Source organism: Kitasatospora sp. NPDC048194 (genome assembly GCF_043202455.1).
In the GTDB taxonomy this organism is placed as follows: Bacteria; Actinomycetota; Actinomycetes; order Streptomycetales; family Streptomycetaceae; genus Kitasatospora.
Window position 1 is genome coordinate 20,881 of record NZ_JBIDAK010000015.1, and the last position, 23,929, is coordinate 44,809.

The 23,929-nt window shown below is 74.0% G+C and carries 20 protein-coding genes; 10 read left to right on the forward strand and 10 right to left on the reverse strand.

The genetic code is table 11. The annotated features are described in order from the left end of the window. The first annotated feature begins 49 nt into the window (after window positions 1–49). The gene (locus ACGF07_RS19505; RefSeq protein ID WP_392900376.1) at window positions 50–1,162 is read left to right on the forward strand and encodes a DMT family transporter; all 1,113 of its coding nucleotides are present in this window, start codon (window positions 50–52) and stop codon (window positions 1,160–1,162) included. Here the strand turns inward: ACGF07_RS19505 and lepB are convergent. Beyond that, complete coding sequence (gene lepB / locus ACGF07_RS19510; RefSeq protein ID WP_392900378.1) at window positions 1,125–1,973, reverse strand: signal peptidase I; 849 nt, start codon at window positions 1,971–1,973, stop codon at window positions 1,125–1,127. The genes ACGF07_RS19505 and lepB overlap by 38 nt on opposite strands. Window positions 1,974–2,170: 197 nt before the next feature. After that, a complete protein-coding gene (locus ACGF07_RS19515; RefSeq protein ID WP_350744242.1) occupies window positions 2,171–2,506 on the reverse strand; it encodes a chorismate mutase in 336 nt (111 codons plus the stop codon). 360 nt (window positions 2,507–2,866) lie between these two features. On the opposite strand from ACGF07_RS19515, the gene ACGF07_RS19520 reads away from it, so the two are divergent. Continuing rightward, on the forward strand, window positions 2,867–3,292 hold the full coding sequence (locus tag ACGF07_RS19520) for an OsmC family protein (protein WP_392900380.1): 426 nt from the start codon (window positions 2,867–2,869) through the stop codon (window positions 3,290–3,292). A gap of 493 nt (window positions 3,293–3,785) precedes the next feature. Further along, the gene (locus tag ACGF07_RS19525; RefSeq protein WP_392900636.1) at window positions 3,786–5,864 is read left to right on the forward strand and encodes a putative bifunctional diguanylate cyclase/phosphodiesterase; all 2,079 of its coding nucleotides are present in this window, start codon (window positions 3,786–3,788) and stop codon (window positions 5,862–5,864) included. A gap of 103 nt (window positions 5,865–5,967) precedes the next feature. Here ACGF07_RS19525 and ACGF07_RS19530 read toward each other — a convergent pair whose 3' ends face one another. Then, entirely contained in the window at window positions 5,968–7,059 is a 1,092-nt protein-coding gene (locus tag ACGF07_RS19530; protein WP_392900382.1) for an LLM class flavin-dependent oxidoreductase, read from the reverse strand. A gap of 621 nt (window positions 7,060–7,680) precedes the next feature. Here ACGF07_RS19530 and ACGF07_RS19535 point away from each other — a divergent pair. Next, window positions 7,681–8,277 (forward strand): DedA family protein, encoded by a 597-nt coding sequence (locus ACGF07_RS19535; RefSeq protein ID WP_392900384.1) that lies wholly within the window; start codon window positions 7,681–7,683, stop codon window positions 8,275–8,277. Between the two features lie 455 nt (window positions 8,278–8,732). Then, the gene (locus tag ACGF07_RS19540) at window positions 8,733–10,010 is read left to right on the forward strand and encodes a hypothetical protein (RefSeq protein ID WP_392900386.1); all 1,278 of its coding nucleotides are present in this window, start codon (window positions 8,733–8,735) and stop codon (window positions 10,008–10,010) included. Window positions 10,011–10,115: 105 nt separating this feature from the next. On the opposite strand, the gene ACGF07_RS19545 is transcribed toward ACGF07_RS19540, so the two are convergent. Continuing rightward, complete coding sequence (locus ACGF07_RS19545; protein WP_392900388.1) at window positions 10,116–11,021, reverse strand: alpha/beta fold hydrolase; 906 nt, start codon at window positions 11,019–11,021, stop codon at window positions 10,116–10,118. A gap of 368 nt (window positions 11,022–11,389) precedes the next feature. Here ACGF07_RS19545 and ACGF07_RS19550 point away from each other — a divergent pair, with 368 nt between their 5' ends. The 4 genes from ACGF07_RS19550 (at window position 11,390) to ACGF07_RS19565 (ending at window position 17,532) form a co-directional block, all read left to right on the forward strand. Next, on the forward strand, window positions 11,390–12,151 hold the full coding sequence (locus tag ACGF07_RS19550) for a CoA transferase subunit A (protein WP_392900390.1): 762 nt from the start codon (window positions 11,390–11,392) through the stop codon (window positions 12,149–12,151). A gap of 4 nt (window positions 12,152–12,155) precedes the next feature. Beyond that, a complete protein-coding gene (locus tag ACGF07_RS19555; RefSeq protein ID WP_392900392.1) occupies window positions 12,156–12,818 on the forward strand; it encodes a 3-oxoacid CoA-transferase subunit B in 663 nt (220 codons plus the stop codon). Between the two features lie 461 nt (window positions 12,819–13,279). Further along, entirely contained in the window at window positions 13,280–15,499 is a 2,220-nt protein-coding gene (locus ACGF07_RS19560) for a glycosyltransferase family 2 protein (RefSeq protein ID WP_392900394.1), read from the forward strand. Between the two features lie 101 nt (window positions 15,500–15,600). Continuing rightward, entirely contained in the window at window positions 15,601–17,532 is a 1,932-nt protein-coding gene (locus ACGF07_RS19565; RefSeq protein WP_392900396.1) for a galactose oxidase-like domain-containing protein, read from the forward strand. A gap of 129 nt (window positions 17,533–17,661) precedes the next feature. On the opposite strand, the gene ACGF07_RS19570 is transcribed toward ACGF07_RS19565, so the two are convergent. The 4 genes from ACGF07_RS19570 to ACGF07_RS19585 form a co-directional block, all read right to left on the reverse strand. Next, window positions 17,662–18,747: a glycoside hydrolase family 6 protein gene (locus ACGF07_RS19570; protein WP_392900399.1), complete on the reverse strand. Its 1,086-nt coding sequence runs from the start codon at window positions 18,745–18,747 to the stop codon at window positions 17,662–17,664. A 212-nt stretch (window positions 18,748–18,959) separates the two neighbouring features. Next, window positions 18,960–19,637 (reverse strand): uracil-DNA glycosylase, encoded by a 678-nt coding sequence (locus ACGF07_RS19575; RefSeq protein WP_392900639.1) that lies wholly within the window; start codon window positions 19,635–19,637, stop codon window positions 18,960–18,962. Between the two features lie 144 nt (window positions 19,638–19,781). Continuing rightward, complete coding sequence (locus ACGF07_RS19580) at window positions 19,782–21,038, reverse strand: low temperature requirement protein A (RefSeq protein ID WP_392900402.1); 1,257 nt, start codon at window positions 21,036–21,038, stop codon at window positions 19,782–19,784. Window positions 21,039–21,153: 115 nt separating this feature from the next. Next, entirely contained in the window at window positions 21,154–21,933 is a 780-nt protein-coding gene (locus tag ACGF07_RS19585; RefSeq protein WP_350746191.1) for an HAD-IIA family hydrolase, read from the reverse strand. Window positions 21,934–22,100: 167 nt separating this feature from the next. Between ACGF07_RS19585 and ACGF07_RS19590 the strand changes: the two genes are divergently transcribed. After that, entirely contained in the window at window positions 22,101–23,189 is a 1,089-nt protein-coding gene (locus ACGF07_RS19590) for a Gfo/Idh/MocA family oxidoreductase (protein WP_350746188.1), read from the forward strand. Between the two features lie 36 nt (window positions 23,190–23,225). Here ACGF07_RS19590 and ACGF07_RS19595 read toward each other — a convergent pair whose 3' ends face one another. Both ACGF07_RS19595 and ACGF07_RS19600 read right to left on the reverse strand, forming a co-directional pair. After that, window positions 23,226–23,648: a type II toxin-antitoxin system VapC family toxin gene (locus ACGF07_RS19595; RefSeq protein ID WP_350746185.1), complete on the reverse strand. Its 423-nt coding sequence runs from the start codon at window positions 23,646–23,648 to the stop codon at window positions 23,226–23,228. Beyond that, on the reverse strand, window positions 23,641–23,925 hold the full coding sequence (locus ACGF07_RS19600) for a type II toxin-antitoxin system Phd/YefM family antitoxin (protein ID WP_392900407.1): 285 nt from the start codon (window positions 23,923–23,925) through the stop codon (window positions 23,641–23,643). The genes ACGF07_RS19595 and ACGF07_RS19600 overlap by 8 nt, the downstream gene beginning before the upstream one ends. Window positions 23,926–23,929: the final 4 nt, after the last annotated feature.

The following is a 23,929-nucleotide window of genomic DNA, read 5'->3' on the forward strand; positions in this document are numbered from 1 at the left end:
ACGAAATGGCGCCTTACCGAAGTGCCGGTACGACTGTCACAATGCGTCGGTGCACAGCTCAACGGCCTCGCCCACCCGCCCTCCGGGCAGAACCCTCGGTCTCAGCCTCGCGCTGGTATCCGCATTCGCCTTCGGCGGCTCGGGCACCGCGGCCAAGCCCCTGATCGAGGCCGGGCTCTCACCGCTGCACGTGGTGTGGCTCCGGGTCACCGGCGCCGCCGTGGCCCTCCTCCCGGTCGCCTACCGGCACCGGGACGCCGTCCTGCGCCGCCCCGGCCTGCTGCTCGGCTTCGGGCTGCTCGCCGTGGCCGGCGTCCAGGCCTGCTACTTCGCGGCGATCTCCCGCATCCCGGTCGGCGTCGCGCTGCTCATCGAGTACCTCGGGCCGCCGCTGCTGATCGGCTACGTCAAGTTCGTGCAACGCAAGCCGATCACCCGGGGTGCGGCCGTCGGCGCCGGCGTCGCGGTGGCCGGACTGGCCTGCGTGGTGGAGGTCTGGAACGGCCTGAGCTTCGACGCGCTGGGCGTGCTGTTCGCCCTCGGCGCGGCCTGCTGCCAGGTCGGCTACTTCGTGCTCGCCGACGCCGGCCGCCGGGGCGAGCGCCCCGTCGACCCGCTGGCCGTCAGCGCGTACGGGCTGCTCATCGGCGCCGTCCTGCTCACCGCGCTCACCCGGCCCTGGCAGGCCGACTGGAGCCCGCTCGGCGGATCCGTGGTGATGAACGGGCACACCCTGCCCGCGTTCCTCCCGGCCGCCTGGATGGTGCTGGTCGCCACCGTCCTCGCCTACCTGACCGGCGTGATCTCCGTCGGCTACCTCTCACCGCCGATCGCCGGGGTGGTGGCCAACCTGGAGGCGGTGGTCGCCACCGTGCTCGCCTGGGTGCTGCTCGGCGAGCACCTCGGGGTGCCGCAGGTCGCGGGCGGTCTGCTGGTGCTGGCCGGCGCCTTCGCGGCGCAGCTCAGCAAGCCGGCGGCGGAGGGACGGGCGGACGGCGAGGACGGGGTGACCGAGGTGGTCGCCCCCGCCCCGGACGCCACCGCGGGCGCCGGTGCCGCGGCCTCCCGTGCCGCCGGAACCGCTCAGGACCGCCGGGAGCGGGTGGCCGCCGCCGAGCGCGGGGTCAGCGGCCGGTCCAGCCGAACCAGTCGAGGTGACTGACCGGCCACACGACGCCGGACACCGGGCCCACCACATCGTCCACCGGCACGGCACCGCCGCCCGGGCCCTGCCGGTGGTACCGGGAGTCCGCCGAGTCGCTGCGGTGGTCGCCCTCGACCCAGACGTAGTTCGCGGGCACCTTCACCGGGCCGAAGTCCAGGCCCGCACAGGAGTCGTCACCGGGGTGCAGGTACGGCTCGTCGACCTTCCGGCCGTCGACCGTCAGGGTGCTCCCCGCGCACTGCACGGTCTGGCCGCCGGTCGCTATCACCCGCTTGACCAGGTAGTTGTCGTCCTTGGGCGGAACCAGCCCGACGAAGCTGAGCACCGAGCTCACGGCGTTGGTGAAGGGGTTCGAGTCGACGGGCTGCGGCGGCAGCCACTCCCCCGGGTCCTTGAACACCACCGGCTGCCCGGGCTCCGGCTTCCAGCCGGTCAGCGGCGCGAACTTGTTCACGCCGACGCGGTCGCCCACCCGCAGGGTGTTCTCCATCGAACCGGACGGGATGGTGAAGACCTGGAACAGGCAGGTCTTGATCAGCAACGCGATCACCAGCCCGACCCCCACCATCGCCGGCAGCTCGATCCACCACGGCCGGGGACGGCGCGCCGAGCGGCGGCCCCGGCGGCCGCGGGAACCGCCGGCCCGGCGGCGGGCCTCGGCGCGGCCGCCGGCTGCTCCGGGGGCGCCCGGCACCTGGTGGGCGCCGGGTGCGTCGGAGGCGCCGTCGGTGCGTCCGGTGTCCTCGACGCGCCGCACGGAGGGATCGCCGGGGGCTCCGCCGTGCGTTCCGGGCAGGTTGACCGCCATCGTCGCTGCTCCACCTCTCCGGCTGGGGAAACCTGCACGCTACGCCAACCGGGTGGCCGTACGAAATCCGGCATTTAGCCGCCGCCGACATCGCCGGCCGGGAGGCACCTGCGAGGAGTGGCTCCGGGCCGCGCGGCCGGGACGGGCCCGGGGCGGTCCTGGGCGGCCCTGCCGGTGGTCCGCCGTCCCGGGCCCGCTCAGGTGCGGGCGATGGCCTCGTGGTGGCGGATGACCTCCGCGATGATGAAGGTCAGGAACTTCTCGGCGAAGACCGGGTCGAGCTTGGCCCCGGCGGCGAGTTCCCGCAGGCGCTTGATCTGGTCCCGCTCCCTGGCCGGGTCGGCCGGCGGCAGCTTGTGCTCGGCCTTGAGGCGGCCGACCCGCTGGGTCGCCTTGAAACGCTCGGCCAGCATGTGGACCACTGCGGCGTCGATGTTGTCGATGCTCTCGCGCAGGCTGGTCAGCTCCGCCCGCACCGCGTCGTCGACGCCCTCGGGCAGGCCGGCGTCGGAGGTCGTGGGCTGGTCCGTCATCGGGGCGGCTCCCGGTGTCTGGGGTGGGCGCCCGGCCGTACGGCGGCCGGGCTCGGGCCCGGGCAAATCTAACAGGGCACCCGCACCGGACCCGCACCGTCAGGCGGAACCGTCCCGGCATCCGGACAGCCCGGTGGAATCCGCCGTTCGAGGGGCCCCGGGCCGGTCCCGGGCCGCCCCCGTTGCGCCGGGAGCGGGCAGGCCCGCGCGCGGGGAGACGGCGGCCCCGTGCGCGGGTAGACGGCGGCCCGCCGACGCCACTTCCGGGCATCCGGCCCCGCGGCCGGGTGACCCGTAGTCTGGTGCGTGCATGACCGGAAGTGACGACGCAGCAGTACGTCAACAGTGGAGGAACCGATCGTGGCAACCACCCGCACCGCCCGTACCGCCTGGGAGGGCAACCTCGTCGACGGCAACGGCCTGGTGACCTTCGCCTCCTCCGGGATCGGCGAGTTCCCCGTCTCCTGGCCCGCCCGCGCCGAGGCGCCCAACGGCAAGACCAGCCCCGAGGAGCTCATCGCGGGCGCCCACTCCGCCTGCTTCTCGATGGCGCTGTCGCACGGCCTGACCAACGGCGGCAACCCGCCGGCCCGCCTCGACACCCAGGCCGACGTCACCTTCCAGCCCGGCACCGGCATCACCGGCATCCACCTCACCGTCACGGGCGACGTGCCCGGCATGGACGAGGCCGACTTCGTCAAGGCCGCCCAGGACGCCAAGGCCAACTGCCCGGTGAGCCAGGCCCTGACCGGCACCACCATCACCCTCACCGCCAAGCTGGCCTGACCCGACCCGGCCCCCGGCTCGACCGGGCGCCCGGTCCCGCCCCCGGCGCGCAACCGGCGCCCGGGGGCGCGGCCTCGGCGCACACGCTCCCGGCGCACCTCATGTGATGTGCACGAAGGGCAGCTGCACGTTCCGCCATCCATGGCCCCAAAGAGGGCGAATCACCCTGGCGGCGGTCACCGCGCGTTGCCGCCGCGGCCTATGATCGGCCGAAGCGCCCTGTTCTTCACGCGGGTCCCCGCGCGACAGCGCCCCACGGCGGTCGCCCCCCAGTGGACCGACTCCGAGGACCGTGACAGAGCGCGGAGCCGGCCGCCGGACTCCCGGCCGGCCAGGCGGACCATCGTCAAGCGTCAGCAGCGGACGGGAGCATGCCGTGCCGGGCCAGAACGAGGGGGCCGACGCACACCACCGAGGCGTGCGACACGAGGAACCGCCACACCACCGCCACCTCAGCGCGCCGGTCCTCGATCCGGCCGACTCCGTCACCTCGATGGGCGCGGGCGCCCCGGGGGCCTCGGCCGCTTCTCCCACTCCCTCCGCTCCGGGTGTCACCCCCTCCACTCCGGGTGTCCCGGCCGCTTCCCCCGTACCCGGTGTCCCGGCCGTTCCGGCCGTTCCGGCCGCGGCGTGCGGCACCCTCGAGGACCCCGGGCCGCTGCTCTGCCCCACGTGCTCGGCCCCGTTGACCGACGGCACCCACCTCGGCGCCTCCGACGCCTCCGACCGGCAGGACGGCGGCGACCGGCTGCTGGCTGCCCTGCGGGCCAGCGAGTCCCGCTTCCGGGCGGCGTTCTGCGACGCCGTCATCGGCATGGCACTGATCGACCCCGAGGACCGGATCATCGAGGTCAACCCGGCCTTCGCCGCGCTGATCGGACGGAGCGTCGGCGAACTGGTCCGCACCCACCTGCACGAGATCATCGACCCGGAGGGCATGCCGCACCGGCTCTTCACCGAACTCGTCCACGGTGAGCGGGAACGGTTCCGCGTGGAGAAGCAGCTCAAGCACCGCGCGGGCCACACGGTCTGGAGCAAGGTGACCATCTCGCTGATCCGGGACGGCGCCGGCCGGCCGCTCTACACCCTCGCGCTGGTGGAGGACATCACCGAGCAGCGCCGGCTCGGCGACCGCCTGGAGTACCAAGCCCTCCACGACCCGCTGACCCGGCTGCCCAACCGGACCTACTTCTTCGAACGGCTCGACGCGGCCTGCCTCCCGAGCGTCGCCGAGCCCGTGGGCGGTCGGAGCCCCGGAACGACCGGGACCCACGACCATCCCGAGGCCGCGGCCGGACGCGAACGCCGGGTCGGCGTCTGCTACCTGGACCTCGACGGCTTCGCGGCGATCAACGAGACCCTCGGCCACCACATCGGCGACCAGCTGCTGATCGCCGTCGCCGCCCGCCTGCGGCGCGGGCTCTCCGGGCACGGCGCCCGCCTGGTGGCCCGGATGGGCGGGGACGAGTTCGCCGTCCTGGTCCCCGACAGCCGGGGCAGCGAGCAGCTGACCGCGCTCGCCGGCCGGATCCTGGACGTGCTGGAGCGCCCCTTCGACATCGCCGGACACCGGCTGGCCATCACCGCCAGCGTCGGCGTCGTCGAACGGTCGGTGCACGAGACCACCCCCGCCGACCTGGTGAAGGACGCCGACGCCACGCTCTACTGGTCCAAGGCAGACGGCCGCGCCCGCTGGACCCTCTACGACCCGGCCCGCGGCGCCCACCAACTCACCCGCCAGCTGCTCGCCACGGCACTGCGACCGGCCCTGGAGCGCGGCGAGTTCACCGTCGAGTACCAACCGCTGGTCGGACTGGCCGACGGCGCGGTGCACGGCGCCGAGGCCCTGGTCCGCTGGCGCCACCCGCGCTACGGCACGATCTCCCCGGACCGCTTCATCCCGCTCGCCGAGGAGTCCGGCGCGATCGTGCCGCTCGGCACCTGGGTGCTGGAGGAGTCGTGCCGTCAGGCCAAGCAGTGGCTCACCGAGTTCCCCGACACCGAGACCTTCGTGAGCGTGAACCTGGCGGCGCGCCAGATCTGGGACTCCGACGTGGTGGCCGACGTCGCCCGGGTCCTCGAGCGCACCGGCCTGCCGGCCCGGCTGCTCCAGCTGGAGATCACCGAGAGCGCCCTGCTCGGCCCCGGCGGACGCCCGTTGCAGGCCTTGCAGGCGCTGGCCGACATGGGGGTGCGGATCGCCATCGACGACTTCGGCACCGGCTACTCCAACCTGGCCTACCTCTCCCGGCTGCCGGTGCACGTCCTGAAGCTCGACGGCACCTTCATCGAGGGGTTCCGCGACCCGGCCCCGGCCGACCGGCAGCCCGTGCCCGAGCTCCACTCCCGGCGCAGTGACGCCGACGAGCAGATCGTCGGCGCGATGGTGCAGCTGGCCCACACCCTCGGCCTGACCGTCACCGCCGAGGGCATCGAGAGCGCCGCCCAGGCCGAGCGGCTCCGGATGACCGGCTGCGACACCGCCCAGGGCTGGTACTTCGCCCGGCCGGGCGAGGCCGAGCGGGTCGCGGCGATACTCCGGGAGGGTCGCCCCGCCCCGCACGGCCGGTAGGCACGGGCGGGGCGGGGCGGGGCCTTCGCCGCCGGGGCTGCCGCCGCCGGCCCGTCCGGGTCAACCCGTCGCGGTCAGCCTGTCGCGGGTCAACGCGTCGCGGTCAGGCCGTCGCGGTCAGCCCGTACGCCTCGGCGATCAGGCCGTAGGAGCGGAGCCGGGCCTCGTGGCCGTGGATGTGCGAGGTGACCATCAGCTCGTCCACCCCGGTCCGCTTGCGCAGGGCCTCCAGGCCGTCCGCGACCCGGCCCGGCTCGCCCAGGACCACGTTGTCGAGCCAGCTGTCGATGAAGTCCTCCTCGGCCGGGCTGTACGGGTACGCCTCGGCCTCCTCCGGAGTCGGGATCGGGCCGGGGTTGCCGCGGCGGAGCCGGAGCATGCCGAGCGCCGCGGAGCGGGCGAGACGGCGGGCGGCGGGCTCGTCGTCGGCGGCGACGGCGCTGACGCCGATCAGCGCGTACGGCTCGGAGAGCACTGCGGAGGGGCGGAAGGACGTCCGGTACAGGTCCAGGGCCGGGACGGTGTTGGCGCTGCTGAAGTGGTGGGCGAAGGCGAACGGCAGGCCGAGTCGGCCCGCCAACTGGGCGCTGAAGCCGGAGGAGCCGAGCAGCCAGACGGGCGGGCGGCCCTCGCCCCTGGGGACGGCGGTCAGCCGGGCGTAGGGGTGGCCGGAGGGGAAGTCGCCGTCCAGGAAGTGGGTCAGCTCGGCGAGCTGCTGCGGGAAGTCGTCCGCGCCCTCGCCGAGGCCGCGGCGCAGCGCCCGGGCGGTGGCCGGGTCGGTGCCGGGGGCGCGGCCGAGACCGAGGTCGATCCGGCCGGGGTGCAGCGCCTCCAGCAGGCCGAACTGCTCGGCGATGGCGAGCGGGGCGTGGTTGGGGAGCATGACCCCGCCCGAGCCGAGCCGCAGCGTGGTGGTGTTCGCACCGAGGTGGGCGAGCAGGACGGCCGGGGTCGAGCTGGCGACCCCGGGCATGCCGTGGTGCTCGGCGACCCAGAAGCGGTGGTACCCCCACTGCTCGGCCCGGCGGGCCAGCTCGGTGGTGGCGGCGAGGGCCTCGGCGGGCGTGTGGCCGGCGCCGACGGTCGCCAGGTCGAGGATGGAGAGCGGAGCGGGTGCGGTGCCGCGGGCGGCGCCCCGGATCGCCGCACCGACCGGCGGCTCGGTCCCGTGCTCCTGCTGGTCCTCGGTGGTCATGCCGTCCGCCCTCCTGGCTTGCCTTGATCCGGCTGTTCTGCGAGCCGGCCGTCCTGGGCGCCGCACGGGGCGCGGCGGGCCCGGCGGCCGTCTCCTGCCAGCCGTGGTCAACCACGGCGACGGGCCCCCTGTTCCCGGCGGCCGGGCGCGCTCCGGGTGCCGACCGGCGGTTGCAGGCGGTCGGCCGACCGACCGTTCGGATGACGGAGAGCCAGCGGCCGGTGACGGTTGGCGACTTCACGCCAGGATCGGAAGTCGCCAGCCGCGGGGCTCGCGATCCGCGACCGGCGTCCGGCAGGCTGGTGATCAGGAGCGGCTCCCCTACGGGACCCGCCTTCCGCCGGCAAGATCGTCGGGCTGGACCAGCGCCGACCGATCCCCGCGAGCCCTCGGCGGCGGCACACCGCCCCGGGGGCTCGTGCCGTCTCCGGGCCCCCACCCCTCCCTTCCGGCGGGCCCCGCCCCGCCCCTCCGGCGGGCCCCGTCCCGCCCGCCCGCACGGCGTGACCAGCGGCCGTGATCCGCGGCACACCGGGGTGCTTCATGGCATGAAAAGTCGAGGCGCTAGCGTTGGCCAAGCAGCCACCTGCTCCCCCGGGCGGCGTGGAGGGAGTTGGGGCCTTGGACTTCGTGGCGGCGATCGGATCCTCGTGGATCTGCGCCCTGGCGCTGTTCGCCGTACTCGGCGACGCCCTGCTCCCCTTCATCCCCAGCGGGACGCTGGTCATCCTGGCGGTGCTCAAGACCGAGCAGGTCAGCGGCGCCCCGGTGCTGCTCGGCCTGGGCGTGGCGGTGGCCTCCTTCCTCGGCGACCTCCTGCTGCTCCAGCTCGCCCGGCGCGGCGCACCCGTCCTGCAACGCCGGCTCGCCCGACGACCGAAGCTGGCCGCCAGTGTCGCCAGGGTCCAGCAGTCCCTGATCGGCCGCCGACGCGGAGGGGCCGCCGCGATGGTGGTGATCGCCCGGTTCGTCCCGGCCGGGCGCACCGTCCTGGACCTGGCCATCGGCCACTCCCCCAGCCATCCGCACCGCTTCCTGCACTGGTCGGCGCTGGCCGCGCTGGTCTGGGCCGCCTACATCGTGACGCTGGGCTGGTTGAACAGCCACTGGTTCAACACGGCTTGGCTGAGCCTGGCCGTCTCCTGCGCCGCGGCCACCGCGATCAGCACCGCGATCGCGCGCATGGTGCGCCGCCACCGGCGGCTGGCAGCACTCTGACCGGTCCGGCCCGGCCGGCGGCCGTCCCCGACCGGTGGCCGCCCCCGACCGGTGGCCGTCCCCGACCGGCGGTCGTTTCGGTCGGACAGCGGGCCCGGTCAGTAGCAGAATTCTCCCCAACGGGCGATGGGCCCCACCGGCCGCCGACGAACTCAGGCCGGGCCGGCTGGGGCTGGGTTGGGCCGAGTACGGCGGGGCGGGGGTACCGTACTCCGCCGGCAGAGCTCGACGTCCGGCAGCGCTCGGCGCAAAGCGTCACAGGACCGCAACAGACGACCGAAGTGCGCAGCCCAGCCGGGCGCTTCCGGCGTGTTGACTGTTGTCCGGAGCCCGACGTCCTTGGTGGCCGTCGCGGCGACATGACATGCTAACGGCGGAATGTTCATCAATTGCCCGATTTGACCGGTGCGGCCCACGGCCGCCCTCACCACCGGCATCGGCACCCAGGGGAGACCATGACCAGCATCTCGCGCAGGACGGTGCTCAGTGCTACCGCGGCGACCGCAGCCCTCGGCGCGGTCGCGGCCTGTTCCAGCGGCGGATCCGGTTCGGGACAGAGTCCCACCTCTCCAGCCCCCGGCGGCACCGGTGACGCCACGTCCGGCACCTCCGGCACGCCCCAGGCGGTCGTCCCGAAGGGCACTCCGATCGGCGACGGCTCCAACGCGGACACCGGCCCGCAGCCGAACCAGCCCAAGCCCGAGAAGCTCAAGCCGGGCGAGCGGCCGCCGCAGTTCGTGGTGTTCTCCTGGGACGGCGCGGGCGGCACCGACGACGGCCAGTTCCCCCGCTTCCTCAAGCTGGCGGAGCAGTACAAGGCCACGATGACCTTCTTCCTCTCCGGGATATACGCCCTGCCCAAGGGCAAGTCCGACCTCTACCACCCGCCGAAGCACTCCGTCGGCGCCTCCGACATCCCGTACCTGTCGGACGGCGCGGTGAAGAACACCCTCAAGCTCGTCAGCCAGGCCTGGCTCGCCGGGCACGAGATAGGCACCCACTTCAACGGGCACTTCTGCTCCAGCCGCCCGGACAAGAACGGGGTCAACATGTGGACCCCGGAGGACTGGCAGAGCGAGATAGACCAGGCGATATCCTTCGTCACCCAGTGGCGCACCAACACCGGCTTCACCGACGTCGATCCGCTCCCCTTCGACTACAGGAAGGAGCTCATCGGCGGCCGCACCCCCTGCCTCGAGGGCCAGAAGGCACTGCTGCCGACCATCGCCAAGCTGGGCTGGAAGTACGACGCCAGCTCCCCGGGCGGTCTGCAGATATGGCCGCAGAAGGTGCAGGACGGCAAGATCTGGGACTTCCCGCTGCAGTCGATCCCCTTCCCCGGACACACCTTCCAGGTCCTCTCGATGGACTACAACATCCTGGCCAACCAGTCCGGCGGCAGCACCAGGGGCGACGCGTCCAAGTACGACGAATGGCGCACCCAGGCCACCAACTCCTACGTGGCCGGCTTCGAACGCGCCTACAACGGCAACCGTGCTCCGTTCTTCATCGGCAACCACTTCGAGCAGTGGAACGGCGGCATCTACATGGACGCCGTCGAGGGTGCGCTGAAGGCCATCGCGGGCAAGCCGGAGGTGCGGCTGGTCTCCTTCAAGCAGCTGGTCGAGTGGCTGGAGGTGCAGGACCAGTCCACCCTGCGCAAGCTGCGCACCCTCAACGTGGGCCAGGCGCCGGCCGGTGGCTGGGAGAGCTTCCTGGGGTCGGCCGGCTGACGGCCGCCGTGCCGTCCCGGCCCGACGCCTGACGCGCGGCGCCGGGACGGCCAGCCGGTGGCGGAGCGATCATCCGGCGGCGGACCGACTACCGGCGGCGGGCGGCTACCCGGCGGCGGAGCCGTCCGCGAGCAGGCCGCGGACGATGCGGTCGGCCCCCGCCGGGCTCCAGAGGATCGAGTAGTGGTTGGTGCCCGGGACGAGCGCGGCCGGGACCCTCGCCGTGTCCAACCCCGACGACTCGATCCGCTCGTGGTCGTACAGGCCCTGCGGTTCGTCGAGCAGGCCGCGCTCGGCCCAGAGCAGTTCGGCCGGGCACGGCAGCCGGTGCACGGCGCCGGCCGCCTCCTCGTCCAGCAGCACCTGGGCGCCGTCGGTCCGCACCGCTTCCAGCCGGCAGGAGGAGCGCAGTTCGGGCTCGGCGCCGACCAGGTCGCGCTGGGTGTAGGCGTCGATCCCCTCCGACCAGTCACCGCCGAAGGCCGGGTGGCGGCGCCAGAACTCCCGGTACGCGTCGCGGTCAGGGAAGGTCATCGAGAGCCGGGCCAGCGCGGGCCCGAGCACGGCGGCCAGGGCGTCCTCCGCAGGAACGCCGGCCGGCAGCGGGAAGCTGACGGCGCCGTCCACCAGTAGCACCCGGCGGACGAGTTCGGGGTGCCGCACCGCGGTGAGGGCGGCGACCCAGGCGCCCATCGAATGGCCGACGACCACGGCGGGCCCGGTGCCGAGGGCGGCCGTCACGGCGGCCACGTCGTCGGCGTGCCGGGCCAGCCCGTACGGCTCGGCGACCGCCCGGCTGGCGCTGCGGCCCCGCAGGTCCGGGGCGAGCAGGGTGACCCGTCCGGCGAGCCGGCGAGCGACCTCGTACCAGGCGAGGCCGTTGGCGGTGATGCCGTGCACCGCCACGACCGTCGGCGCCTCCGGACGGTTGGCGGGCCAGCGCAGCACGGCCAGGTCCCCGCCCGGCACGGGGACGGTCGACTCCTCGGGCAGCAGGGGCGGGCGGCTCACGCGGCAGTACCTCCGGCGGGACGGGCGGTCCGGGCGCCCGACGGGGTGCGGACCCAAGGAGAGCGGGACGGGCGGCGGCTGCCGGAACCCTAAGCGCTCGGGAATGGCCGACGACATGTGGCCGTGCGACGCACCGGCCTGCCGCGCTGTGGCTCCGGCCACCATGGGCGCGGCCCGGCCCCGCCGCCGCGGCACCCGGATGTGGCCGGTCGCCACGGTTCGGCGGCCTCCCGTGGCGCCCGCCGCCATGGCTGCGACGGCCTGCGAGCGGTGACGGTGGAGCAGCGGCACCGGCCGGGATCCCGAGCCCTCCCGCCCGCCGCCCACGCACCCTGCCGGCTTCCTCCCCACTCCCACGAGGTGATCCCTTGGACAGGGTCCTGAACTCCCCCGCCGACGCGGTCGGGGACATCCCCGACGGCTCGGTGCTGGCCGTCGGCGGTTTCGGCCTCTGCGGCATCCCGAGCACCCTGATCGGCGCACTGCTGGACGCAGGTACGACCGGGCTGCGGGTGGTGTCGAACAACTGCGGGGTGGACGACTGGGGGCTGGGCCTGCTGCTGCGGGCGGGCCGGATCGCCCGGATGACCTCCTCGTACGTCGGCGAGAACAAGGAGTTCGCCCGGCAGTACCTCTCCGGGGAACTGGAGGTCGAGCTGACCCCGCAGGGCACCTTGGCCGAAAGGCTGCGGGCCGGCGGCGCCGGGATCCCGGCGTTCTTCACCCCGGCCGGGGTGGGCACCCAGGTCGAGGAGGGCGGGCTGCCGTGGCGCTACGCGGCGGACGGCTCGGTCGCCCTGGCCTCGCCGCCGAAGGAGGTGCGGGAGTTCCACGGCCGCCGGTACCTGCTGGAGGAGGCCATCACGGCGGACTTCGCGCTGGTCCGGGCCGAGGCGGCCGACCGGCACGGCAACTGCGTGTTCCACGCGGCCGCCCGCAACTTCAACCCGCTCTGCGCGGCGGCCGGCCGGATCACCCTGGTGGAGGCCGACCGGATCGTCGAACCGGGCGAGCTGGCTCCGGACGCGGTACACCTGCCCGGGGTGTACGTCGACCGCGTGGTCGCCGCCGATCCCGCGGACCGCCGCATCGAACGCCGGACCGTCCGGCCCGCCCTCCAGGAGGCCTGAACCGATGCCCCCCCCGCTCGCCCCACGCGACGCCCTGGCCGCCCGCGCCGCCCGCGAGTTGCGCGACGGGCAGTACGTGAACCTGGGCATCGGACTGCCCACCCTGATCCCCGGCCACCTCCCGCCCGGGGTCCGGGTGGTGCTGCATTCGGAGAACGGCATCCTCGGCGTGGGCCCGTACCCGGTGGCGGGCACCGAGGACGCCGACGTGATCAACGCCGGCAAGGAGACGGTGACGGTCTCACCCGGGGCCTCGTACATCGATTCCGCCGCCTCCTTCGGCATGGTCCGGGCCGGCCGCATCGACGTCTCGGTGCTCGGCGCCATGCAGGTGTCGGCCGCCGGGGACCTCGCGAACTGGATGGTCCCCGGCAAGGTGGTCAAGGGCATGGGCGGTGCGATGGACCTGGTGCACGGCGCCCGCCGGGTGGTCGTCGTGATGGAGCACACCGCTCGGGACGGCTCACCGAAGATCGTCCAGGAGCTCTCGCTCCCCGCCACCGGCCGGGGAGTCGTGGACCGGATCGTCACCGACCTGGCGGTCGTCGACGTGACCCCGCAGGGGCTGCGCGTGGTGGAGACGGCCCCGGGCGTGACCTTCGCCGAGGTGCAGGCCGCCACCGGCGCGGTCCTCCTGCCGCCGCTCTCGGACCAGGAACTCCTTTAGCACCGACGCCGGCCGCCGCGGCCGGGAACGGGGGTCCGTTCACGCTTGCGTGGTGGTGATTCCCCCGATCGGTTGCGATCTCCCTGACGCTCCGGGAGAGTTGAGCATGCCAAGGATCCCGCACCGCCGGAGGGGAAGCCGGAAGGTGCACCGGGATCGCGCGTGCGAGACCCGGCGCGCGGACCCACGACTCGACCGGTCGCACCCGCTCCTGGTGTCGGACCGCACGTGCCGGACGGCCCGGAAAACCGTCGGATGACCGGCGGTTGGCCGGGCCGTGCTCCGTCCGGGCGCAGGCATTCGTCCGTACGGCGTACGGGCGGCGTTCCGTCCGGACGGCATTCGTCCGAGCGGCGTTCCGTCCGGACGGCATTCGTCCGAGCGGCGTTCCGTCCGGGCGGCTTCGGGGCGAGGCGGGCAGGCCGAGCGAAGCAAGGCGCGACACTCCGGGGGGAGCACCCATGACCACGCCGTCCTCACGACGAAGGGGCGCCGGAACGGCCCGCCACGGGCGCGGCCGGAAGGAACGCGACCGGCACGAACACGGCCGGGGCACCGGCCGGTCCGGCCACGGCGGATCCGACGGTCCCGGCACCCCCGGGGAGGCGGGTGACCTCGACGAGGCGGCCCTGCTCGCCGTTCCGGTGCCCGAAGCCCCGTACGACTACGGCCACTTCAGCCGCCTCGCCGGCCCGGCGGTCGATCCGGGCGAGGACCGGGAGCTCGGCGGCGGTGTCTACCGGCCGGAGCCGGGCAGCGCGCCGGAACCCGCCGCGGCGTCGGCCGCTCCCTACCGCGTCCAGTACCGCAGCCTGCTGCGCCACGAGCCGCACCGGATCCGGGCCGCCCTGCTGCTGGTCGCGGCCCCGCTGGTGGAGGCGGTCCTGCTGGTCTGGCTGCTGTTACCGGAGCACTGGCCGGTGCGAGCGGACGAGACCGACACCCTGGTGCTGCTCGGCGACAAGGTGATGATCGCGATCATCGCCGTGGTCGAGGTCTTCCGGCTGGTCAACGTCGTCTCCAACACCCACGCCACGCTGGCCGCCCGCGATCCGATACCGGTGACGCCGGAGTCCGGCACCCGGGTCGCCTTCCTGACCACCTGCGTGCCGGGCAAGGAACCGCCGGAGATGGTCCGGGCCACACTGGTCGCGGCCCGCGCCGTGCGGCACGACGGCCCGTACGACGTCTGGCTGCTGGACGAGGGAAACGATCCTGCCATGCGCGCCCTCTGCACCGAGCTGGGCGTGCGCCACTTCACCCGCTCCGGCCGACCGCACTGGAACCGTCCCAAGGGCCGGTTCCGCGCCAGGAGCAAGCACGGCAACTACAACGCCTGGCTCCAGGCGCACGGCGAGGACTACGACTTCTGGGTGTCCGTCGACACCGACCACGTCCCGCTGCCCGACTTCTGCGAGCGCATGCTCGGCTACTTCCGCGACCCGGACGTCGCGTTCGTGGTCGGCCCCCAGGTGTACGGGAACTACCGCAGTTCGGGTTCGGCCGTCACGAAGTTCAGCGAGAGCCAGCAGTACCTCTTCCACGCCCTCGTCCAACGCGCCGGAAACCGTTACGGGGCACCGATGTTCGTCGGCACCAACAACGCCGTGAGGATCCGCGCCCTCCAGTCGATCGGCGGGTTGTACGACTCGGTCACCGAGGACATGGCGACCGGGCTGGAGTTCCACCGGAGCCGGAATCCGGAGAGCGGCGCACGCTGGAAGTCCGTGTACACCCCGGACGTGCTCGCGGTGGGCGAGGGCCCGTCCTCCTGGACGGACTTCTTCTCCCAGCAACTGCGGTGGAGCCGGGGCAGCTACGAGACCCTGCTCACCCAGTTCTGGCGGGTGATGTGGCGGCTGCCGCCCGGTCGGCTGCTCAACTACTCGCTGATGGTGGGCTTCTACCCGATGGCGGCCCTCACCTGGCTGCTCGGCGGGGTGTCCAGCGTGCTCTACCTCGGCTTCGGAGCCTCCGGCGTCCACGTCTCCTCGGAGATCTGGATGATGCTCTACAGCGATGCCGCCGCGCTCCAACTCCTGCTCTACACCTGGAACCGCAAGCACAACGTGAGCCCGCACGAACCGGCCGGCTCCTCCGGGGTCGCGGGCATGCTGATGTCGGCCCTGTGCGGTCCGGTCTACGCGGCCTCGCTGCTCCAGGCGCTGGTGCGCCGCCGCAGCCGCTTCGTGGTGACTCCCAAGGGCCGGGAGGCCAGCACCGACCGGCTCGGCACCTTCCGCTTCCACCTGTTCTGGGCGCTGGTGTTCGGCGGCGCGGTCATCGCCTCCCACTTCACCGGCTACGACCACGTCGCCATGCGGACCTGGGCCTGCATCGCCCTCGTCCTGACCGTGCTCCCCCCGCTGATCCTGGCGGGCGACGCCGTCCGCCGCCGCCGGGCCAGGCCCACCGCCACGCTCACCGTGACCGGCGACCGGGGGACGGCGCCCGAGGTCGTCCTGGAGAAGCGCCGACCGCGCCACGCCCGAGGCGCCGGCACCGCCCCGGCGGCGGCTCCCGCGCGGACGACGGCAGCGCTCGACAGCCCCACCCTCACGCTGCGCCTCGCCGCACCCGACACCCCGACCCTCGCGCTCCGCCTCCCCGACTCCGGCCCCACCGGCCCCACCAGCCCCCGCCAGGCCGGAGCCGACCACGCCGGAGCCGGCTCCCCCTGACCCGACCACACCGGAGCCGGCTCCCTCTGGGCCGACCACGCCGAATCCGGCCCCCGCCCGCTGAGCCCGGCCCCCGCCCGCCTCCCGAGGGGAGAACCACCGTGAAGATCCGCAAGACCGGCCGCACCAAGCGCCTGGCCCTCGGCAGCACCGTCGCGCTGGCCGTCGCCGGGATGAACGCCCCGGCCGTCCTCGGCTTCGTCGGCGACCGGTACCACGACTACGTGATCAACCGGCCCGAGTACAAGGCGCGGTACGGCCACTGGCAGACCCTGACGCTGCCCGCCGAGTTCCGGGTCAACGCCGTCCACGCCACCCTGCTGCGCACCGGCAAGGTGCTGATCGTGGCCGGCTCCGGCAACGACGAGAAGCAGTTCAACGCAGGCACCTTCAAGAGCCTGCTGTGGGATCCGGCCCGGAACAGCTACAAGCTGGTCCCGACCCCGGCCGACATGTTCTGCGGCGGCCACACCTCCCTCCCGGACGGCCGGGTGCTGGTGGCCGGCGGCACCCAGCGGTACGAGAAGCTGGCCGGCGCGGTGAAGCGGGCGGCCGGGGTGATGCGGGTGCGCAACGAGAGCCCGGAGCGCGCCCGCACCTTCCCCAAGGGCACCGTCTTCGTCGCCCCGAACGGCCGGGAGTACGCCAGCACCGCCCCGGTGACCGTCCCCGCCGCGACCAAGACCGGCTCCGGCAAGCAGACCGTGGTCACCGCCGGCGAGCAGCACGTGTTCGTCGAGGCGGTGGGCGAGGGCCCGGACTACCTGGCCGGCTCCCCCGCCCAGTACCGGATCAAGGGCCTGACCGGCAGCGACGCCCACAACCTGTACGGGCAGAGCGACAAGCTGACCCTGGACAAGCAGGAGTACCAGGGCATCCGCTCCGCCTTCGAGTTCAACCCCGACACCGAGCTCTACGAGCCGGTCACCGACATGGCGCACGCCCGGTGGTACCCGACGCTGACCGGACTGGGCGACGGCCGGGTGGTCACCGTCTCCGGCCTGGACGACACCGGGCAGATCCTCAACGGCAACGACAACGAGGTCTTCGACCCGAGGACCAGGACCTGGGCCAAGGCCCCCGACCGCTACTTCCCCACCTACCCGTCGATCTTCCTGACGGCCTCCGGGAAGCTCTTCTACTCCGGCTCCAACGGCGGTTACGGCCCTGCCGAGAAGGGCCGCGAACCCGGAGTGTGGGACCTGTCGGACAACAGCTTCCAGCCCGTCCCCGGCCTGCGGGACCCGGGCCTGACCGAGACCTCCTCCTCGGTGCTCCTGCCGCCCGCGCAGGCGCAGAAGGTCATGGTGCTCGGCGGCGGAGGGGTCGGCGAGTCACCGCTGTCCACGGCCCGCACCGACATCGCCGACCTCTCGGCCGCCCGACCGGTCTTCCGCCCGGGCCCGGACCTCCCGGCGGGCGGCACCCGCTACCTCAACAGCGTGATCCTCCCGGACGACACCGTGTTCACCACCGGCGGCTCCAGCGGCTACCGCGGCCGGGGCGACAGCGACCTGCTCAAGGCGCAGGTGTACCACCCGGACTCCAGCAGCTTCACCACCGCCGCCGAGCCCGCCGTCGGCCGTGACTACCACTCCGAGGCGCTGCTGCTGCCGGACGGCCGGGTCGCCGTGCTGGGCTCCAACCCGCTCTTCGCGGACAAGGCGGAGACCCAGCCGGGCGGCTTCGAGCAGCGGATCGAGATCTACACCCCGCCGTACCTGTACCGCGGCGACCGCCCCCAGGTGACGGCCGTACCGGAAGCCGCGAAGCTCGGCGGCACCGTCAGGGTCGGCACGTCCCGACCGGAGGCGGTGGCCACCGCGAAGCTGATCCGGCCGAGTTCGGTGACCCACGTGACCGACGTCGAGCAGCGCTCGGTGGCCCTGGACATCACCGGGCGCACCGGCGACGGGGTCTCGCTCACCCTCCCGGGCAATCCGAACCTGCTGCCGCCCGGCTGGTACATGCTGTTCCTGACGGACGCCGCCGGCACTCCGTCGGTCGCGCGGTGGGTCCAGGTCACCGGGTGAGCACACCGGGGCGCCGAGTAGGCGGACCGGGCTGCCAGATGAGCGGACCGGGGCGCCGAGTAGGCAGACCGGCGCGCCAGGTGAGCGGACCGGCCCCCGGAGCGCGTCGGGCCGATCCGGCCGGGTGGCTCAGCGCGCCGCCCGGGCCAGCCCCAGCGCGTACGGGAGCCAGAACTCGCCCGCCCGGGGCTCGCCGCGGCCGCAGTCGCCGTCGGACTCGCCCGGGTTCTTGATCCACAGATAGGCGTCGACGTTCGGGCGCCCGGTCTCGGTGGTCGGCGGCTCGCCGAGCGCCCGGCCGGGCGGGTTGCACCAGGAGTCGGAGCCGCCCAGCGAGCCGTTGCCGCTGCGGCTGGTGTCGATGACGAAGTGCTTTCCGCCGAGCACGGCGGAGAGCCGGTCGCCGTACTCCGCGCTCCGGTCGGTGGGGTGGAAGTTGGCGACGTTCACGGCGAAGCCGTCCGCGGCGGCGATGCCCGACCTGCGGAGCGCGGCGGCCAGTTCGTCCGGGTCCTGGCCCCAGCCGGGGTTGCCCGCGTCCAGGTAGACCCGGACGTTCGGTTGCTTCTTCAACTCCTGGACGGCGAAGGCCAGCAGGCCGTACCGCTCGGCCGCGAGGTCGCCCTTGATCCCGCAGTCGTCCAGGGTGTGCGCGACGGCGTCCGGCTCCAGCACCACCCAGGCCCTGCGGTCGCCGAGGGCCTCGGCCACACCGGTGATCCAGTCCCGGTACGCGGCCGCGTCGGGGGCGCCGCCGGCCGAGTACTGGCCGCAGTCGCGGTGCGGGATGTCGTAGGCGACGAAGACGGGCGTCCGGCCCGCCTCGGCGGCCCGGCGGCTGACCTGTTCGGCGGTCTGCCGGGCGCCCTGTTCGCCCAGCCACTGCGAGGACGGCTGGCGGGCGATCCGCAGCAGGGTGTCGGCCTCCGCCGTGCGGCCCTGGCTGCGCAGGGCGGCGAGCTGCCGGGCGGCGTTGGTCCGGTCGGAGACGTAGAAGGCCTGGCCGGGGAGCTGCTCGAGCCCACCGGCCCCGTCCGGCGCGGCGGTTGCGGTGCCGGACGCCGTCGCGGCCCCGGTCGTCGTCGCGGTGGTGGCCGTACCGGGTGCACCCTGCGCACGGCCCGTGCCGCGGCCCGCGTCACCCGCCGAACCGCCGCAGCCGGAGAGCGCGAGCGTCAGACCCGCCGCCAGCGCGGCCCACCGAACCGCTCCCACCCGTCCCCCGCGCACGTACGGCCCTCCGAGCAGGCTCCGTCCCGGACCGGTCCGGCGACCGGTCGGCACCAGCTAAGCACACCGCGCCCCGGCCGGCGCCCGACTGCCGCGAACGGCAAGTGGCCGCGGACGGACGGCAGTTCGCCCGCCCACCCGCGGCCACCGCGACGTCGGCCGGGCCCCGGGGCGCGCCCCGGCGCCCGGGTCCGGCGTCAGCCCTGGTTCAGGTCCGGCACCCGCCAGTCGATCGGCTCACCGCCGAAGCCTTCCAGTGCCGCGTTGATCTGCGAGAACGGCCGGCTGCCGAAGAACAGCTTGGCGGACAGCGGCGACGGGTGCGCGCCCTGCACCACCACGTGCCTGGAGGTGTCGATCAGCGGCAGCTTCTTCTTGGCATAGTTGCCCCACAGCACGAAGACCACCGGCTCCTCACGCGCGCTCACCGCCTTGATCACCGCGTCGGTGAACTTCTCCCAGCCCTTCGCCTTGTGCGAGTTGGCCTCGTGGGCGCGGACCGTGAGCACCGCGTTGAGCAGCAGCACGCCCTGCTCCGCCCAGTGCATCAGGTAGCCGTTGTCCGGCGTCGGGACGCCGAGGTCGGCGTTCAGCTCCTTGAAGATGTTGCGCAGCGAGGGGGGCGTCCTCGTCCCGGGCAGCACCGAGAAGCTCATCCCGTGCGCCTGGCCGTCGTCGTGGTACGGGTCCTGGCCGAGGACGAGCACCCGGACCTTCTCGTACGGGGTGGCCTCCAGCGCGGCGAACTCCTGGCCGCTCGGCGGGAACACCTGGTGCTGCGCGCGCTCGGCCGCCACGAAGGCCTCCAGCGCCGCGAAGTACGGCTTCTCCGTCTCGGCGCCGAGCACCCCGCGCCATGACTCGGGCAGCTCCAGCCCGCCGCCAGCGCCGGCCTCGACCACGCCCGCCCCGACCGTGTCCGCCTCGACCGTGTCCGTCACGACTTCTACCTCCCACACCGCGGCTGCCGCGCCGCCTGCCCTCTTACACACCGAACGCTACACAGCCCCACTGACAGCTCACTCCACGGAAGCAGCCCGGCCGTCCGGAGCACCCGCCGCAGCGGCGTCCGAGCCCGCGGCCGCCGCGCCGGCCGGACCCTCGGCCGGAACGGCGTCCGGAGCGCCGGCCGGGCCCGCAGCGGGAGCGGTGCGCGGAGCAGCGGCCGCGGCCCGCACCACCCGGGCGTGCTCCACCGCGTTGAGGACCACCAGCAGCCCCGCCAGCGTCCCCAGCACCGCCAGCGCCGGCAGCCGCACCACCGCGGGCAGCAGGCCCAGCACCACCACCGCCGCAGTGATCCGGGTGGTCGAGACCTGACGGAACATCATCCACCGGGTGTAGCCGAAGGTCAGCAGGTAGAGCGCGCAGCCCCCGTACAGCAGCGCCACCGACCCGCCACCGAGCGCCTGCCGGGGCCCGGCGACCGTCTCCGCGAAGCCGACCGCGACCGCGATCACCCCGGCGGCCAGCGCCAGGTGCCCGTACTGGAAGATCCGCCGCACGACGTCCCGCCGCGAGTCGGTCACCTCGACGGCGTGCCGCATCGCGTCGGCCGCGAACACGAAGTACTGCCACCACAGGCCCGCCGAGATGGTGAACGCCGCGGCGACGGAGGCGAGTTCTGCCGCGTCCAGCCGGGCGGCGGCGGCCGGGGCGCCGATCCCGACGATCGACTCGCCGAGCGCCAGCAGCAGGAACAGCCCGAACCGCTCCGGCATGTGCGCCGGGTGGTACGCCACCTGCGCGAGCCGCCGCCGGAACACCAGCGGCGCGGCGAGGTCGCAGCACGCGGCCACCGCCCACAGCGCCGGCCGCGGCCCGTCCGGCAGCAGTCCGCCGACCAGCAGCAACGGCCCGCTGACCAGCACGCCCACCCCGTACGGGCCGCACCAGACACCGGGGATGCGGACCAGCAGGAGCAGCAGCACCACCCGGGCCAGCCAGTAGGCGGCGCCCAGCAGCAGTCCCCGCCGGCCGTACGCGCCCGGGATGGCGAGCGCCATGAACAGCCCGGCCAGGCCGACCAGCAGGATGCCCAGGCGGTCACGCGGGTTGTCCACGTCCCGGATGTTGGCCTGCACGGTGGTGCCGACCCAGCACCAGTACACCGGCACGAACACCACCAGCGCCCGGACCAGGCCGGTGGGGTCGTGCTGGTGGTGCAGCAGCCCGGAGACCTGGGTGATCGCGAAGACGAACACCAGGTCGAAGTAGAGCTCCGCCCAGGTGACCCGCTTCTCTCCCGCCCCCTGTGCCTCCCCCGCCGTACCCATCCGCGCCTGCCTCCCACCCCGCGACCACGACCACGAGCTCGACCACGACCCGCGCAACGCAGCGGCCCCGCCCCGGCGCACGGCCGGGACGGGGCTCGCGACAGCACCGCAGAGGCTAGACCAGGTCGACCAGGTCCGCGATCGACTTGACCACCCGGGTCGGCCGGTACGGGAAGCGCTCGATGTCGACGGCGGAGGTCAGCCCGGTGAGCACCAGGATGGTCTCCATGCCGGCCTCCATGCCCGCGACGATGTCGGTGTCCATCCGGTCGCCGATCATCACGGCGGTCTCCGAGTGGGCGCCGGCGGTGTTCAGCGCCTCGCGCATCATCAGCGGGTTCGGCTTGCCGACGAAGTACGGGTCGACGCCGGTCGCCTTGGTGATCAGGGCCGCGACCGAGCCGGTGGCCGGCAGCACGCCCTCCGTGGAGGGGCCGGTCTCGTCCGGGTTGGTGCAGATGAACCGGGCGCCCTGGTTGATCAGGCGGATCGCCTTGGTGAGCGCCTCGAAGGAGTAGGTCCTGGTCTCGCCGAGGACCACGTAGTCGGGGTTGTTGTCGGTGAGGACGTAACCGGCCTGGTACAGCGCGGTGGTGAGCCCGGCCTCGCCGATCACGTAGGCGGTGCCGTTCGGGCGCTGGCCCGCGAGGAACTTCGCGGTGGCCAGGGCGGAGGTCCAGATGCACTCCTCCGGCACCTCCAGGCCCATCCCGGCCAGCCGGGCGCTGAGGTCGCGCGGGGTGTAGATCGAGTTGTTGGTGAGGACCAGGAAGGGCTTGCCGGACTCCCGCAGCCTGCGCAGGAACTCCTCCGCGCCGGGGATCGGCGTGCCCTCGTGGATGAGGACGCCGTCCATGTCGGTCAGCCAGGACTCGATGGGCTTGCGGTCTGCCACGTGCGTGTCTCCCGAAGTGTTGCAACGTCTTGCGTCGTGCGTGGGCCCTGACGCGGCACAGCCTAATCCGCACGTCTGGCCGACGGCAGTACGTCCCACCCGGCGGACGCGGTGGCCGCCCGGCGGAAACCGGGAGCAACCGGGCGCCTCGTGATTGAGTAGGCGGCATGAACCCGCAGACCTCCCGCCTCCTGCCCGACCGGCCGCTGCGCGTCGGCCTGATCGGCTACGGCCTGGCCGGCTCCGCCTTCCACGCCCCGCTCATCGCCACCACGCCGGGGCTGCGGCTGGACGCCGTGGTCACCGCCAACCCGGAGCGCCGCGAGCAGTTGCGGCGCGAACACCCCGACGCCCGCGCCGTCGACACCCCCGAGCAGCTGCTCGCCGACCGGGACGCGCTGGACCTGGTCGTCATCGCCTCCCCCAACCGCACCCACGCCCCGCTCGCCCGCACCGCCCTGGAGGCGGGCCTGGCCACGGTGGTGGACAAGCCGCTGGCCGCCACGGCCGCCGAGGCGCTGGAGCTGTGCCGGCTCGCCGAGGACCGGGGCGTCCTGCTCTCGGTCTTCCAGAACCGGCGCTGGGACGGCGACTTCCTCACCGCGAGCCGACTGGTGCGCGGCGGCGCGCTCGGCCGGGTGCACCGCTTCGAGTCCCGCTTCGAGCGCTTCCGCCCCAAGCCCAAGCCGGGCTGGCGCGAGCTGGCCGACCCGGCCGAGGTCGGCGGCACCCTCTACGACCTGGGCAGCCACCTGGTGGACCAGGCGCTGACGCTGTTCGGGCCGGTCGAGACGGTGTACGCGGAGATCGACGTGCGCCGCGACGGAGCGGTGGTGGACGACGACGCCTTCCTCGCGCTCACCCACGCCTCCGGCACCCGCTCGCACCTGTGGACCAGTGCGATCACCCCGCTGGTCGGCCCCCGGCTCCGGGTGCTCGGCGACACCGCCGGGTACGTCAAGCACGGCATGGACCCCCAGGAAGCCGACCTCCGGGCGGGCCTGCGCCCCGACGGCACCCGGCCGTGGGGCGCCGACCGGCCCGAGCTGTACGGCACCCTGGGCAGCGACGAGGCCCCGGTCCCGCTGCCCACCGACCCGGGCGACTACCCGGCCTTCTACGCCGGCATCGCCGCCGCCCTGGCCACCCCCGGGACCCCGCCCCCGGTGGACCCGCGCGACGCGGTGGCCGCCCTCGCCGTCCTGGAGGCCGCGCGCGCCTCGGCGGCCACGGGCACGACGGTCCGGCTGGACTGACCGGCGGCCCGGACCGGCCGGCCGCGGCGGCCGCCCTCACACCCCGATGACCTCCACCGCCGAGCCCAGGCCCCGGAAGTCCGACACGTTGCGGGTGTACAGCGGCAGCCCGTGGGCGGACGCGACGGCGGCGATCATCAGGTCGATCCGGCGCGGGCGCGGCTGCCGTCCGGCGGCGATGGTCAGGGTGACCAGCGTCCCGTAGCGGGCGGCGGCCGCGGCGTCGAAGGGCAGCGGGTCGAAGTCGGCCATCGCCGCCCCCAGCACCTCCAGCCGGGCCGCGCGGCTGACCGGGTCCCGCGCCATCGAGACGCCCTGCTGCAGTTCGGCGAAGGTGATCGCGGTCAGCTCCGGCACGGCCGGCAGGTCGGCGGGGTTGAGCAGCGCCAGGTCGATGTACACGCAGGTGTCCAGCACCCCGGCCGGCCGCCGCCGGGACGCCCTCCGGCGCTCAGCCACGCGGCCGCTCGAACGGGTCGTCGCCCTCGTCCCCGACCAGTTCCTCGGGCCCGAAGTACTCCTCGGCCTCCTTGCGCAGCTGCTGGTAGTCCACCCGCGGCAGCTTCACGTGCCGCGCCACCAGCTCCTCCGCGCTGAGCCGGCGCCGCCCCGCCACCGGCCGGAGCTCCGCGACCTCGACCCCGTTCCTGGTGATGTGGAAGGTCTCGCCCGCCTCCACCGCGTCCATCACCGCGGCGGAGTTGTTCCGGAACTCCCGCTGGGTAATCGTCTTCATGGAT

What these genes read in the sequence shown, in the direction of transcription:
- lepB (WP_392900378.1), bottom strand. Translation starts at nt 1,973, where the DNA reads ATGGCGGTCAACCTGCCCGGAACGCACGGCGGAGCCCCCGGCGATCCC.
- ACGF07_RS19515 (WP_350744242.1), bottom strand. Translation starts at nt 2,506, where the DNA reads ATGACGGACCAGCCCACGACCTCCGACGCCGGCCTGCCCGAGGGCGTC.
- ACGF07_RS19525 (WP_392900636.1), top strand. Translation starts at nt 3,786, where the DNA reads ATGGGCGCGGGCGCCCCGGGGGCCTCGGCCGCTTCTCCCACTCCCTCC.
- ACGF07_RS19530 (WP_392900382.1), bottom strand. Translation starts at nt 7,059, where the DNA reads ATGACCACCGAGGACCAGCAGGAGCACGGGACCGAGCCGCCGGTCGGT.
- ACGF07_RS19540 (WP_392900386.1), top strand. Translation starts at nt 8,733, where the DNA reads ATGACCAGCATCTCGCGCAGGACGGTGCTCAGTGCTACCGCGGCGACC.
- ACGF07_RS19555 (WP_392900392.1), top strand. Translation starts at nt 12,156, where the DNA reads ATGCCCCCCCCGCTCGCCCCACGCGACGCCCTGGCCGCCCGCGCCGCC.
- ACGF07_RS19560 (WP_392900394.1), top strand. Translation starts at nt 13,280, where the DNA reads ATGACCACGCCGTCCTCACGACGAAGGGGCGCCGGAACGGCCCGCCAC.
- ACGF07_RS19580 (WP_392900402.1), bottom strand. Translation starts at nt 21,038, where the DNA reads ATGGGTACGGCGGGGGAGGCACAGGGGGCGGGAGAGAAGCGGGTCACC.
- ACGF07_RS19590 (WP_350746188.1), top strand. Translation starts at nt 22,101, where the DNA reads ATGAACCCGCAGACCTCCCGCCTCCTGCCCGACCGGCCGCTGCGCGTC.
- ACGF07_RS19600 (WP_392900407.1), bottom strand. Translation starts at nt 23,925, where the DNA reads ATGAAGACGATTACCCAGCGGGAGTTCCGGAACAACTCCGCCGCGGTG.